Below are 13,780 nucleotides of genomic sequence, written 5' to 3'. Positions count from 1 at the left end.
TCCGCGCCACCAGGACCTGTGCCACGGTTGCCTTGCCGTCCTGGGTGAGCCGGGATTGCGTGCTCGATGGGCCGGGGTTACTGGTCGCGGGTGCGGGGGCCGTTGTACTGCTGGTCGGTGACCGGCTCGGCCCAAGCGGTCTCGGGGGTGCCGTCGCCCGTGCCCTCCCACAGGGCGACGTGCTCCATGAACCGGTCGGGGACGGCGCCGTGCCAGTGTTCCTCGTTCGGCGGGCAGGCGACGGTCTCGCCGGGGTGGGCCTCGAAGACGGTGCCGTCCCGGGTGCCGATCAGGGCGATGCCGGAGACTACGTGGAGTGTCTGGCCCACGGCGTGGGAGTGCCAGTTGGTGCGGGCGCCCGGCGAGAAGCGGACCAGGTTGGCGCGCATCCGGGACGGCTCCTGACCGGCCACGATGACGTCCCACCACACGTCGCCGGTGAACCAGTCCGCCGGCGCCTTGCTGCTGGGCTGCTGCTTGATGAATTCCATGGTGTCTCTCCGGTGTTGTCGGTGCGTGGGTTGCGCGCCGGTTCCACGGCTCTAGCGGGCGACGTAGCCGCCGTCCACGGGGAGGGCGACGCCGACGACGAAGCCCGCCCCGGGGCTGCACAGCCACAGGACGGCCTGTGCGATTTCCTCGGCGGTGCCGAGCCGGTTGATCGGCTGGTTGGCCTCGGCCTCGGCGCGGTCGAGTTCTCCCTTGGCGATCATGTCGCTGACCATGGGGGTGTCGATGGTGCCGGGGCAGATGGCGTTGATGCGGATGCCGCGCGGGGCGTATTCGAGTGCCGCGCTGCTCGTCAGACCGATCACGCCGTGCTTGGAGGCGTGGTACGAGGCTCGGCCGGGGAGGCCGACCAAGCCGCCGAGGGAGGAGCAGTTGACGATGGCTCCGCTGCCTTGGGCGCGCATGTGCCGAAGTTCGTGCTTCATGCAGGCCCAGATGCCACGGAGGTTGATTCCGTTGACGCGGTCGAAGCGCTCGGCGGGTTCGTCGGCGGCGTCGCTGGGCGGGATCTGGATGCCGGCGTTGTTGTAGGCCATGTCGAGGCGGCCGAAGGTCTCGACGGTGCGGTCGACCGCTGCGGCGACCTGGTCCTCGTCGCTGACGTCGCAGGGGAGGGCGAGAACTTGGTGGCCGGCGTCGGTGAGTTCCTTCGCGGCCGCGTTCAGGGCCGCTTCGTCGATGTCGGTGAGGGCGACGGCGGCTCCGGACGCGGCGAACGCGCGGGCGGTCGCCAGGCCCATGCCGGCGCCTGCCCCGGTGACGAGGGCGACCTGGCCCGTGAAGTCGTAGGTGGGATTCACGTCGTGGTCTCCGTTCAAGCGCAGAGGTGTGGTGGCCCGAGTGGCGTCGGGACTGCCCGGATGGACTGCGGCGGCACGACGCCCCGCCATGAACCGCCGTCAGACGGTCTGGCCGCCGTCGACGACCAGGGCGTGGCCGGTAGCGAAGGAGGCAGCGTCCGAGCAGAGCCAGAGCACGGCGGCTGCGATCTCTTCCGGCGTGCCCAGCCGTCCGATTGGCTCGTCCGCAATCAGGGCGTCGCGCCCTCCGGGTGTGCTTTCGGCGAAGCGCTGGATCATCTCGGTGTCGATGATGCCGGGGCAGACAGCGTTGACGCGGACGTTGGACGCCGCATAGTCGAGGGCGGTCGAACGGGTCAGGCCGATGACGCCGTGCTTGGCCGCGGCGTAGGCCGCCTGTCCCTTGAAGCCCTTGACGCCGGCGCCCGACGAGGCGTTGACGATCGCGCCGCCTCCCTGCTGGAGCAGCAGGGGGATCTGGTGCTTCATACAGAGGAACATCCCGGTCAGGCTGACGCCGATGACGCGGTCCCACTCGTCCTTCGCGATGTCCACGGCCGGCTTGACCGGCTGCTCGACGCCGGCGTTGTTGAAGGCGGCGTCCAGTCGTCCAAACGCCTGAATGGTGTCGTCCAGTGCGGACTTCACGTCGTCTTCGCTGGTGACGTCACAGGTGAGGGCCAGAGCCTGGCCGCCCGCTTTCTCGATGAGCCGTGCGGTCTCCCGCAGGCCGTCCTCGGACCGGTCGGCGAGTGCGACGCGGGCGCCCGCGCGGGCGAAGGCGACGGCGGTGGTGCGGCCGATGCCGGAGCCGGCTCCGGTCACGAAGGCCACCTTGCCGGTGAAGTCCGGGTTGTTCACAGTCATGTGCGGATTCCTCTCACTTGCTGGTACGTCGTCGGGTTCGTATCGGCAGGACACGGATCGGCTCTTGAGTCAGCGCCGCGACGACACCTGCGCGGGCTCGTCGTGTCGCGTGTGCGTGGGAGCGCTGCTCCGGGCCACGATCCGGCCCTTGTGGGAAGTGCCGTGGACGGCGAGGGCAATCAGGGGCAGCAGTGTGAGGGTGGCGATGACGGTGCCGACCAGGGGCGGGCCGGTCAGGCCGAGGGCGGAGTCCAGGGCCGTACCGGCGATCAGTGAACCGGCGGCGACGCCGGTGTTGAAGGCGGAGGTGGTCAGCGCCGAGGTGAGGGTGGGGGCGTCGCCTGCGAAGCGCATGGCGAGGGAGGTGACGACCGGGTTGACCGTGAAGCCGGTCAGGCCCATGAGGAAGACCAGGAGGATGGCCGTCACCGGATTGCCGGACAGCGGGATCATCAGGAGGAGGACCAGAGCGGTGGCCGCGGCGGCTGTGATGGTGGTGACCATCGGACGTCGGTCGCCCAGGCGGCCGCCTGTGGTGGTGCCGCCCAGCGCGCCGATACCGAAGGCGATCAGGACGAGTGGTACGGCGCCTGCCGGGATACCCGCGCGGTCGGTCAGCAGCGGGGTGACATAGGTGTACGTCGCCAGCACGCCGCCCATGATCAGCATGGCGGCGCCGAGCGCCAGCCACAGCCGGCCCTGCCGCAGGGCCCGGACCTCGGCCCGCAGGGACACCTCGGCGCGCTGCCCCTGGGCCGGGATGAAGCGCCCGATGAACACGGCGGCGAGCCCGGACAGGACGGCCAGGGCCCAAAAAGGTCCGCGCCAGCCGGTGAACTGGCCGGCGAAGGAGCCGATCGGCACGCCCACGACGTTGGCCAGGGTCAGGCCGCCGATCATGACGCCCGTGGCCCGGGTGGCGTTGCGCGGTCCCGCAGCGGTGGTGGCGACGACGAAGCCCACAGACCAGAACGCTCCGGTGGCCAGGGCGGTAACGACGCGGGCGAGGAGGACGATCGTGAAGGACGAGCTGAGGGCGGCGACCAGATGTCCGAGGCAGAACACGGACAGGGCCAGGACCAGCGTCTGGCGCTGAGGCAGCCGCAGGGTCGCCATGGCCATGGTGGGCGCGCCAATGATCATGCCGATGGCGAAGGCGGTGATCAGCAGGCCGGCGTGGGAGACGCTGACTCCGAGGTCGCCGGCCAGCTCCGGCAGCAGGCCGGCGACGACGAACTCGGTGGTTCCCATCAGGAACGTGCCGGCGGCGAGCACCCAGACGACGAAGGGAAGCTTGCCGGGGGTGGTCCCGGACGCGGAAGGCATACGTGTGGTCTCTCCTTGCGTGGAATTCGGCGGATCGGTGGCGGCTGAAGTCGTCACTGCGGTGGCCGGACGGCGCAGCCAGGTCTTCGACGGTTCCATGGAACGGAACGGGCGAAAAGGGGAAGATCTCCTCCCCCCATCTTTCGGCTGCTCTCCGTGACGGGCGAGAGGTGGGGTGAGTTAGGGCGCGGCTTCGATGGTGATCTCGTCGGCTGTGGCGAGCTGCTCGGTACCGCCGTCGGCCATGTGCCCGAGGGGGACCAGGCCGGCCGCGTAGGGGGCGTCGCGGTAGTAGGTGGCGAGCTGGTTCCAGGGCGCGTAGTACGCCAGGTCACCGACCTCGGGGTCGGCGCCTTCCGGGGCGCCGGAGGTGGACAGCTTGCGCGGCAGATCCGCGATCTTCTCGGCCTGGTTGAGGTCGCGCAGCGACAGGGTGAGCGGGAGCTGGGCGGCGAAGTCGCGGGCGGTGGGGCTGTCGTTCAGGGTGGCGGCGATGTGGTGGCCGTTGAGCGTGAGCCGGATGTTCATGGCGGTGCTCCTGCCGGTCGGTGTGGTAGCGGCCGGGGCTGTCGAAGCCTGCGGCGACGCGGGCTCGGAAGGAGAAGAGGAGGAAGAGGAGGAGGAGGAATCGTTGGTGCAGGCGGTCGCGACCAGCAGCAGAGCGGCGGCCGGGACCACGCGCGCGAGAGCGCGAAGGGGTGCCGGGTTCACGAGGTCGTCCTGTGGCTAGTCGGGCAGGGGCTCGGCGTAGTGGCGGAAGCCGTCCCGCTGCTGGTGGATGTCGTACAGCCGCTGTGCCAGGGCGTCGGGGCTGCTGTGCTCGGCGTCGGGCCGGATGGCTCCGGGGATGATCAGCTGGGCGGCGTGGATGTTCTCCGCGGCCAGCGTGTCGTGGAGCATGCGGGCGTAGGCGCTCTCGGCGGCGAAGGCGATCGAGGTGCCGGCGACCTTCGGGTTGGGGCGTACGGCGCTGGAGCCGTTGACGAACAGCAGCGTGCCGCGGCCGAGTTCGCGCATGCCGGGCAGAACGGCGTTCACGGCGGCGACGGGGCCCTTGACGGAGAAGGCGAGCGGCGCGTCGAGGTCGTCGGCGCCGGTGTCGAGGACCGGCTTCATGAAGTCGGCGCGCGGCACCGGGCTGTACTGGAGGATCTCGATAGGGCCAAGGTCCTTGGCGGCCGCGTACAGGGCCGCGTCCAGTGACTCGATGTCGAGGACGTCGGCGGTGAAACCGCGCGCCTGAACACCGTCACGGGCCAGCTCGGCGGTCATCTCCTCCAGTCGCTCGGCGTTGCGGGCGATGAGGGCGACGGCGTGGCCGGCGCTGCCGAAGCGGCGGGCGGTGGCCAGCCCGAGTCCCGGGCCGGCGCCGATGAGAGCGAAGGTCGTCATGGGGTTCGTCGTTCCTTGTGTGAGGCGGTGGCTCCCGCCCGCATTCGCGCTACCGTGATGCGGGCCCGACGGTCTGGATGCTGGGCGGGAGGGGGCCGAGGCAGGGACAATGTGTGCCCGGCGCCGTCCGGTGCGGCCGTACGCGAGGGCGGCGTGCGATCAGGCGAGGTTCTTGCTGAAGAACTCCTCCAGCTTGTCGAACGGGATCAGGTCCGTCCTGTCGTACAGATCGACGTGGCCGGCGTTCGGGACGGCGTAGAACTCCTTGGGCTCGGCCGCGAGTTCGTAGGCGTCCTCGCTGAAGTACCGCGAGTGGGCGTTCTCGCCGACGACGAACAGGATGGGTCGCGGCGAGATCCACTCGATCTTCGACAGCAGCGGAAAGTTCATCAGCGACATGCCGCTCGTCAGCGTGAACTGGGTGATGGAGTTCGGGTGGTAGCCCCGAGGAGTGGAGTAGAACTCACCGAACTCCCGGCCGACCGGGTTGGTGTTCTCGTCGAACCCGATGGGCGCGCCCCGCGGGGTCAAGGCAGGGGCGTGGGCCTCGAAGTCCGCGTACCGCTGCTCGGCGATCGCGTCGAGCATGGCGCCTCGCTCCTCCGCGGTGAGAGAGCCCTGCCAGCCCTCCGAGGCGATCCGGGCGATGTCGTACATGACGACCGTGGCGACCGCCTTGATACGCCGGTCGACCTGGGCCGCGCTGAGCGCGAAGCCGCCGCTGCCGCACATGCCGACGACGCCGATGCGGTCCCGGTTCACGAAGTCACGGGTGCCCAGGTAGTCGACGGCCGCATGGAAGTCCTCGGTGAAGACGTCGGCGGAGGAGACGTGTCGCGGGTCGCCGCCGCTGTAGCCGTTGTAGGAGGGGTCGAAGGCGAGGGCCACGAAGCCGCGCCGGGCCAGGTTCTGGGCGTAGATGCCCGGGCCCTGCTCCTTCACTCCGCCGTACGGTGCGCCGACGATGATCGCGGGGTGTTCCTGGGAGGCGTCGAAGCCCTTCGGCTGGTAGAGGTCCGCGGAGATGCTGATGCCGTACCTGTTCTCGTACGACACCGGCTTGCGGGTGACGTTCTCGTCCAGGTCGAAGATGTAGTTGTCTGCTACAGGCATTTCCGTGTCTCATTTCTGTGGCGCTTGACAGAGGCAGCCGGTCACCGGGCCGGAGGTCAGGGCTTGAGGAGGGCCTTGATGGCGCGGCGCTCGTCCATGGCGTTGTAGCCCTCGGCGACCTGGTCCAGGGGCAGGGTGAGGTCGAAGACCTTGCCCGGGTTGATCCGGCCGGACAGGACGCGGTCGATCAGGTCGGGCAGGTAACGGCGGACCGGGGCGGGGCCGCCGCGCAGGCCGACGTGGGAGAAGAACAGCTCCTCGCCGTCAACCGACACGTCGTGCGGGACGCCGACGAAGCCGACGTTGCCGCCGGGCCGGGCGGAGTGCAGGGCCTGCCGCATCGACTCGGCGGTGCCGACGCACTCCAGCACGGAGTCCGCGCCGATGCCGCCGGTGAGGTCCTTGACGCGGGCGATGCCTTCGTCGCCGCGTTCGCTGACGATGTCGGTGGCACCGAACTCCAGGGCGAGCTTCTGCCGGGACTCGTGCCGGCTCATGGCGATGATCCGCTCGGCGCCGAGTTCCTTGGCGGCGATGACGCCGCACAGGCCGACCGCTCCGTCACCGACGACCACGGCCGTCGAGCCGGGCTTCACCTCGGCGGCGAGGGCGGCGTACCAGCCGGTGCCCAGCACGTCGGACACGGCGAGCAGGCTCGGCACGAACTCGGCGTCCGGGTGCTCGTCGGTGGCGACGAGGGTGCCGTGGGCGTTGGGGATGCGCACGTAGTCGGCCTGGCAGGTGCTCATGAACTCACGGTGCAGACAGGACGACTGCCAGCCGTTACGGCAGTTCACGCAGGTGTTGTCCGAGGTGGCAAAGGAGCCGACCACGAACTGGCCGGGCTTGACGTTGGCGACCTCGCTGCCGACCTCCTCGACGATGCCGACGTACTCGTGCCCCATCGGGTGCGGGTCGCCGATGGGTTCCGCGCCGCGGTAGGGCCACAGGTCCGAGCCGCACACACAGGTGGCGACCGTGCGAATCACCGCGTCGGTCGGATTGAGGATCTTCGGGTCGTCGAGGTTCTCGAAGCGCACGTCGCCGGGGGCGTAGATGACTGCTCCGCGCATGGGGGGCTTCCTTCGGTGCGGGGATCGGTGAGCACGCAGCCGGGGTCGGGATCGGGATCGGCTGCTCGATAACGAGCCTCACACGCGAGGGCAGGCGCGAAAAGTGGAGAAATCTATCCTGGGACGGAAACATCCTGGGAGGAATTTCTCCCCCCTTCCCCGGGTGGAATCGGTGTCATGCTGGGAAGCATGACCGCCAACGTCCCCCTCAATGAGCTGGGAGAATTCCTCAAGAAGCGCCGCTCCGAGCTGAGCCCGCGCACGGTCGGACTGCCTGATACTGGCAAGCCCCGCCGGGTTGCCGGGCTGCGCCGCGAGGAGGTCGCCCAGCTCGCCAGCATCAGCACCGACTACTACACCAGACTCGAACAGGGCCGCATGCAGGCATCGGCGCCCGTGCTGGACGTCCTGGCCCGGGTACTCCATCTGGATGACGACGAGCGCGGCTACCTGTTCCAGCTCGCGGGTAAAACCACCACCCGCGCCCGGCGCCGAGGCCGGCAGAAGGTCCAGCCGCAGCTCCAGCGTGTCCTGGACGACCTCACCGCCACCCCGGCCATCGTGCAGGGCCGGCGCGGCGACATCCTGGCCTGGAACGCGCTGGCCGCCGCGCTGGTCACCGACTTCTCCCGCGTCCCGGAAAAGCACCGCAACTATCCGCGGATCATCTTCACCACTCCCGCGATGCGCAACCTGTACGCCGACTGGGAGACCTCCGCGCAGATCGCCGTGGCCCAGCTGCGGATGGAGGCCGCGAAGTACCCCGAGGACCCCCGTCTGATCGAGCTGGTCGGTGAACTATCCCTGCGGGAAAAGCAGTTCGCCCGGTGGTGGGGCGACCACCATGTCGCCGCCCGCACCGTCGGCACGAAGACCCTCAACCATCCCGTCGTCGGCGAACTCGTCCTCGACTGGGACACCCTCACCGCCAACACCGACCCCGACCAGCACCTCACCGTCTGGACCGCCGCACCCGGCTCCCCCACCCACGACCGGCTCCGCATCCTCGCCTCCTGGGCCGCCGACCAGAACCTGCCGGCCTCCTCCCCCCTTCGCTGACCGCGACGGGCCGCCACCATGAGGCGGCCGGTGGACCGTACCGGTGCCCAGAGGCAGGCTGTGCCATGGCTGCCGTCCTCGGCACCAGACGGTGCATCTGTCCGGACGCGGGAAAGCTGAGGAGAGAGCCCCCTCCGATGCCTTCAGGCCCTGTCCCTATGACGGGCATCTACCGACTGGTCTGCGACTGCTCCCGACCTGGCTGGCGTTGCGCCGGAACGCGTGGCGCGCATAAGAACGAGTGCCGTCAACGGTACGAGGGTGAGCGCGGCAGCCACCGTGCCGACCAGTGGCGGCCCTGCCTGCCGCAGTGATGAGCCCAGGGCGATGCCCGCCACTCCGGAGCCGATGGCGATACCCACGTTGGACGCCGAACTGCTCAGGGCGGAGGCCAGCGTGGGCGCGGAACCGGCGAAGCGCATGACCAGCGCGCCGAGCACCGGCGTCGCGGCGAAACCGGTCACCCCCATGACCGTCACCAGCACCACGCTAGCCACCGGGCTCGTGGAGAGAAACACCAGCAAGAACAGGACCAGCGTGCTGGCGGCGGCGGTCGTGACGAGGGTGGCGAGCGGCCGACGGTCACCCATTCGCCCGCCGACCGTGGTGCCCAGCAGGGCGCCCAGACCGTAACCGGTCAGCACCAGGGGCACCGCCCAGGCGGGGAGCCCGGCGCGCTCGGTGAGCAGGGGCGAGATGTAGGTGTAGGTAGCCAGGACACCCCCCAGGAGCAGGGCGATGGCGCTCAGCGCCAGCCAGACCCGCCCCTGGCGCAGCGCGGTGAACTCAGCCCGCACGGAGCGCGTCTCGCGCCGCTCCTCGTCAGGAACGAAGCGGCCGATGACCGCCGCGGCACCGGCCGACAGGGCAGCCAGCACCCAGAACGGCCCTCGCCAGTCCGACACCTGGCCCAGCCACGAGCCAAGCGGTACGCCGGCGACATTGGCCAGGTTCATGCCCCCGAGCAGCAGGCCCAGGGCCCGCGAGGTCGCCGCCGGCCCTGCCGCGGTCGTCGCCACCACGGCCCCGACACACCAGAAGGCACCTGTGGCCAGCGCGGTCACCACTCGGGCCGCGAGCACGGCCGCGAACGACGAACTGAGCGCGGCGACCACATGGCCGAGGGCGAAGACGACGAGCGCGAGAACCAGCGTGGACCGCCGCGGCAGGCGCAGCGTCGCGATCGCCATCGCCGGCGCCCCGACGATCATGCCCGCCGCGAACGCCGTGATCAGCAGACCCGCTTGGGAGACGCTGACGTTCAGGTCTTCCGAGATCTCTGGCAGCAGGCCCGCGATGACGAATTCTGTGGTGCCCATCAGAAAGGTTCCGGCGGCCAACACCAGGACGACAAAAGGAAGCTTGCTGGATCGGTCGCGGGGCAAAGGTGGCATGTGGTGGCGTTCTCTTCCGGAGCGGAGTGCGAGGACCCGCGAGCGGTGCGGATGCGCTCAGCCTCGCACCGGATATCCGTTCTGTGAGGGGGAGGGTTTTCTCCCTTGCTGAATATCAGCCCGCTCTCCAGCCCCGTCAGGGGCTCCGAGCGCGGCCACGTAAAGCAGTTCCTGACCGTGGCCAAGGGCGCCGAGACCTACGACCCGAACCTCACCGAGGACCGCACCCTGGTCGACGCACAGCACCCGGGCAAGCTGACCGGCGCGACTGGACGATGGAGGATCACTCCACGGGGTGGGACAACAGGGCGCGGCCTCGGCCTCCCTACCCAGCTCGCCGTCTCCAACTGCCGTCAAACGCAATCCGACCCGTCTCCGTGGCAGCAGGGTCACCGTCACCCCGGCGACCGGTCGGGCTGCATGGATCGCCGTACGTCACGAAGGTCACTGAGATTGCCTGCGTACCAACACGAACAGGTCTGTTCGACCGGTTCCTGCGAGAAGCGCCGGGTCGGACAGCACATCGGCTTTGCGGATCACCGTGTTCATCCGCTCGGCCCGGTTCGTCCCGAACGCTGTTCATCGCCAGCCTCCGCGGCCAGGTTCTGCGCGCCGTACCGGTCTCGGACCTCTCGGCCTCGACCGATCACTGCAAGGGTGAGTACGGGCGTATCCGCGCCGTTGCTCTCGCCCCGGACGGTGACCTCTGGTTCGTCACCAACAACACCGACGGACATGCCGAACCGCGTTCGGAGGATGATCGCATCGTCAGCGTCGATCTGGGGGCGGCCGCGCGAGCAGGAGATGACCCTGATCCCGGTGCGGACTGATCGCTCACGCAAGCACGCGCAGCAGTTCGGTGGCGTCGTTCAGCGACTCGAGGTCCCGGGTCATCTGCTGCACCCTTCTGACTTGGTCCAACGACGGGGGCATCGTGGCGGCGGACGCACAGTCACCGAATTTCCGGGCGATGTCGTCCCATGTCATAGGTGTCTCCGAGCTGCCCGGCACGTTGGTGCCTACCCTGTCGAACCTGCGACCGTCGCGCATGATGATCTCGACCCGTCCCGGCGGGAGTTCCAACTTCCAGTCCAGGGCTTGGTCTTGTACGGGCACCACCTTCCGCGCGGCAGCCAGTACCCGAGGGTCCTTCAGTGCCTGCGCGGTGAAGTCCGAGACGCCCATTCCGCGACGGACGGCCGCGACGGCCACCAGGAAGGGGAGACTGAACCTCGCGTCCACGAGTGTCGTGGGCGCGCGCCGGACCTCCAGGGGCCTGCACATCAGGTCGTGGTAATCGCCGACGTAGACCCTGATCTCGTCGATGTCGTCCACGCTCAGGTCATGACGCGTTATCAGTTCGACGGTCGCGTGAATGTGGCTGTGCGCGGTACCGACCGACGGCCACAGCTTGTAAAGGGTCCCGCCGCCCTGGTAGTCGACGCCAAGGTCTTCCAGAATCCTGTCCCGGTCGTACCTGCCGCCGAAATACGTTGCGAAGAATCCATACTCGCCCTCGAAGAGGGACTCGACTCCCGTTGTTCCCTTTTCGGCCAGCAGAGCCGCCGTGACCGCACCCTTCGCGGAAAATCCCGCGTACATTCCGCGCAGATCGCTGCCGGTCCCGCACACCATTTCCATGACTCCGCAGGACTGCATACTGGCAATTCCGAATGCGTTGGTCATCTGTTCGCGCGTAAGGCCGAGAACCCGGCCCGCCGCCGCGGTGGCGGCGAACACGCCCATCACGGACGACAGGTTCCAGTCCTTGCGCCAGCCGACGTTGCACCGCAGGCGAGCGAAGATGTCCTGTCCCGCGGCGACCGCCACGATCATTTCCCTGCCCGAGACCCCACCTTTCCGCTCCGCGACAGCGAACGCCGCCGGGATGACGGAACTGGACGCGTGTTGTCCCCAGGGCGTTTGATCGTCGTAGTCCAGGCAGTGCGCCATGGCTCCGTTCGCGAAGGCCGCCATGATCGCCGGGGCCTTGCCGCCGAAGGCCAGTACGGAAGCCTCGGGCCGGCCTCCGCTCTCCCGCACCAGGTCGACGACGCCTTGCACGGCGGGCTCTGTGCCGCCGGCCGCCAGAATCACTCCCAGCGTGTCCAGGATGCTCTTTTTCGCTGCTTCCACGGCGTCGGCCGGGAGTTGTGCGTACCGCGTGCCGACGATGGCATCGGCGAGGTGATGGACCAGATCGGCGGGGGGAAGGGGCATATGGCGCCTCGATGTCGGAACGATCATGACAGGGAAGGAATCACGGTTGATGAAGAGCCGGTCGTAGCGGCTCGTGACTTCAGCCGAGTCCGCGGTGTGAGCGCGTCGTGCTGGACGGTCGCATAGGTGACCACGGCGGCCAACAGGATGGCGCCGTGGAGGGTCTGCCGTGTCGCCGAGGGGACGTTGAGGAGCGGGGTGACTTGACCAGCGAGGACAAGACGGTGGCGATGCACGTCAGCGCGTAGCCCTCGCCGACCGGGGAAAGCGGTATTGCAGGTCGGTCAGCCGATGGGACTCGAGGCGGCGGGTCTGCCCCGATCGCACCCGGAGACTTCGGCGATCACCCCTGCATCCATTGCGCCATCACCCTCCTTCGAGCCATTGGGCCGTTGACTCACGACCACACCCGCGGCTACCGCGAGATCTCAGACACCGGCAGATCGATGGAGCCGGCAGGACATGGCTGATGCACGACCCCGGAGGGCATCCGGCCCTCAGAGCTCGATGTAAACGCTCTTGGTGTACAGGTAGTTGTCCATGTGAGCGGCGCTTCCCTTGGAGCCGTAGCCGCTCATCTTCGTTCCGCCGAACCCGACCATCGGATCGATGTAGCCGTAGCAGTTCACCCACATCGTGCCGGTATGAACGCCATGGGCCACCCGAAGGGCGGTGGACAGGCTCTGGGACCAGACCGCTCCCCCGAGGCCGAATTCGCTGTCATTGGCGATGGCGACGGCCTCGTCCACGTCGTCGAACGGCAGGATCGACAGGACCGGGCCGAAGATCTCCTCGCGGGCGATGCGCATCTCGTTGGTCACGCCGGCGAAGACGCTCGGCTGCATGAAGTACCCGTTCTCGAACTCCCCCCCGAGCCGCCCGCCGCCGCGGAGCAGTTCGGCCCCTTCGCCGCGTCCGACGTCGATGTAGGACAGCACCTTGTCCAACTGGGGCTGGGAGATGACCGGGCCCAACGTGGCTGCGGCATCCAGGCTGTGCCCGACCCTTAGGGTGTCCATGAACGTCAGCAGCCGCTCAGTGAACTCGTCGACGACGGCCCGCTGGACGAGGACCCGGGTGCCGGCGAAACAGATCTGCCCGGAGTTGGCGAAAACCCCCATCGCGGCACCCGGCACCGCCTTGTCCAGGTCTGCGTCCGCGCACACGATGTCCGCCGACTTGCCGCCCAGTTCCAGCTGCAGCTTCTTGATGTTCACGGTGGACGCCTCGATGATGCTGCGTCCGGTCTGCGTCGATCCGGTGAAGGCGATGCGGTCGACGTCGGGGTGGGCCGCCAGCGCATGACCGGCTTCCTTGCCCAGGCCTGTGACGACATTGACGACCCCCGCCGGCACTCCGGCTTCGTAGAGGATCTCGGCCACCCGCAGCACGGACAAGGAGGCGTCCTCGGACGGCTTCAGCACGGCGGTGCACCCGCTGGCCAGAACCGCGCCGATGATCCAGAACTGGCCGTTGAGCGGACCGTTCCAGGGAATGATTCCGCCGACGATCCCGACCGGGGCCTTCAACGTCATCGTGCTGACCTTGCCGGGGATGCCGTTCATCAGCGTCTCACCCGAGATGTTCGCCGCCTGCGAGGCGAAGAACGACAGCATCTTCATCAAGGCGGGCTTGCTGTTGCGCAGCCTCGAGACCGGGGCGCCCATGTCCATGGCCTCGATCTGGATCAGTTCCTCGAACCTCTCGTCGAGGACCTGCGCGACGCGCGTCAGCAGCGCTTGGCGCCCATAGGGGGTCCAGGTGCTCCACTGGCCTTGGAACGCCTTGCGCGCGGCGACGACCGCGCGATCGATGTCGGCCTCGTCGCCGGCGGCGATCCGCGCCAGGACCGCTCCGGTCGACGGATTCAGCGTGGTCAGGATCTGCTCGGACGCAGCCGGGACGCTCTCGCCGTCGATGAAGTGATGGTGCACCTCGCGGGACAAGAAGGCCTGGGCCTGCTCACCCGGAGCGAGGTTCTGCTGGGATGTGGTCACTTTCCTTACCTCTCACCTGAGCCGCGATA

The 13,780-nt window shown here is 68.7% G+C and carries 12 protein-coding genes; 1 reads left to right on the top strand and 11 read right to left on the bottom strand.

Annotated elements, in window-relative coordinates; genetic code table 11:
- Positions 1–77 precede the first annotated feature (77 nt).
- The 8 genes from OG226_RS50790 to OG226_RS50755 all read right to left on the bottom strand — a co-directional run bounded on the left by OG226_RS50790 (position 78) and on the right by OG226_RS50755 (position 7,081).
- The gene (locus tag OG226_RS50790) at positions 78–491 is read right to left on the bottom strand and encodes a (R)-mandelonitrile lyase (RefSeq protein WP_329353198.1); all 414 of its coding nucleotides are present in this window, start codon (positions 489–491) and stop codon (positions 78–80) included.
- Between the two features lie 51 nt (positions 492–542).
- The gene (locus tag OG226_RS50785) at positions 543–1,310 is read right to left on the bottom strand and encodes a glucose 1-dehydrogenase (protein WP_329353197.1); all 768 of its coding nucleotides are present in this window, start codon (positions 1,308–1,310) and stop codon (positions 543–545) included.
- A gap of 99 nt (positions 1,311–1,409) precedes the next feature.
- Positions 1,410–2,177 carry an SDR family oxidoreductase gene (locus OG226_RS50780; protein WP_329353196.1) on the bottom strand — a complete coding sequence of 256 codons (768 nt, stop codon included), beginning with the start codon at positions 2,175–2,177 and terminating at the stop codon, positions 1,410–1,412.
- A gap of 69 nt (positions 2,178–2,246) precedes the next feature.
- The gene (locus OG226_RS50775; protein ID WP_329353194.1) at positions 2,247–3,503 is read right to left on the bottom strand and encodes an MFS transporter; all 1,257 of its coding nucleotides are present in this window, start codon (positions 3,501–3,503) and stop codon (positions 2,247–2,249) included.
- A 180-nt stretch (positions 3,504–3,683) separates the two neighbouring features.
- On the bottom strand, positions 3,684–4,031 hold the full coding sequence (locus tag OG226_RS50770) for a cyclophilin-like fold protein (RefSeq protein WP_329353192.1): 348 nt from the start codon (positions 4,029–4,031) through the stop codon (positions 3,684–3,686).
- Between the two features lie 198 nt (positions 4,032–4,229).
- The gene (locus OG226_RS50765) at positions 4,230–4,895 is read right to left on the bottom strand and encodes an SDR family NAD(P)-dependent oxidoreductase (RefSeq protein WP_329353191.1); all 666 of its coding nucleotides are present in this window, start codon (positions 4,893–4,895) and stop codon (positions 4,230–4,232) included.
- Between the two features lie 159 nt (positions 4,896–5,054).
- Positions 5,055–6,008 (bottom strand): alpha/beta hydrolase, encoded by a 954-nt coding sequence (locus OG226_RS50760; RefSeq protein WP_329353190.1) that lies wholly within the window; start codon positions 6,006–6,008, stop codon positions 5,055–5,057.
- Positions 6,009–6,064: 56 nt separating this feature from the next.
- Positions 6,065–7,081 (bottom strand): zinc-dependent alcohol dehydrogenase family protein, encoded by a 1,017-nt coding sequence (locus OG226_RS50755; protein WP_329353189.1) that lies wholly within the window; start codon positions 7,079–7,081, stop codon positions 6,065–6,067.
- 177 nt (positions 7,082–7,258) lie between these two features.
- Between OG226_RS50755 and OG226_RS50750 the strand changes: the two genes are divergently transcribed.
- Positions 7,259–8,140 (top strand): helix-turn-helix domain-containing protein, encoded by an 882-nt coding sequence (locus OG226_RS50750; protein WP_329353188.1) that lies wholly within the window; start codon positions 7,259–7,261, stop codon positions 8,138–8,140.
- A 143-nt stretch (positions 8,141–8,283) separates the two neighbouring features.
- On the opposite strand, the gene OG226_RS50745 is transcribed toward OG226_RS50750, so the two are convergent.
- From OG226_RS50745 to OG226_RS50735, 3 genes are all read right to left on the bottom strand, one after another.
- A complete protein-coding gene (locus OG226_RS50745; RefSeq protein WP_329353187.1) occupies positions 8,284–9,534 on the bottom strand; it encodes an MFS transporter in 1,251 nt (416 codons plus the stop codon).
- 834 nt (positions 9,535–10,368) lie between these two features.
- Positions 10,369–11,754 (bottom strand): MmgE/PrpD family protein, encoded by a 1,386-nt coding sequence (locus tag OG226_RS50740; RefSeq protein WP_329353186.1) that lies wholly within the window; start codon positions 11,752–11,754, stop codon positions 10,369–10,371.
- Between the two features lie 497 nt (positions 11,755–12,251).
- Positions 12,252–13,751 carry an aldehyde dehydrogenase family protein gene (locus OG226_RS50735; protein WP_329353184.1) on the bottom strand — a complete coding sequence of 500 codons (1,500 nt, stop codon included), beginning with the start codon at positions 13,749–13,751 and terminating at the stop codon, positions 12,252–12,254.
- Between the last annotated feature and the right edge of the window lie 29 nt (positions 13,752–13,780).

The organism is Streptomyces sp. NBC_01261 (assembly GCF_036226385.1).
GTDB lineage: Bacteria > Actinomycetota > Actinomycetes > Streptomycetales > Streptomycetaceae > Streptomyces.
Note: the sequence above shows the minus strand (reverse complement) of the source record. Positions and strands in the feature narration are given on the sequence as shown.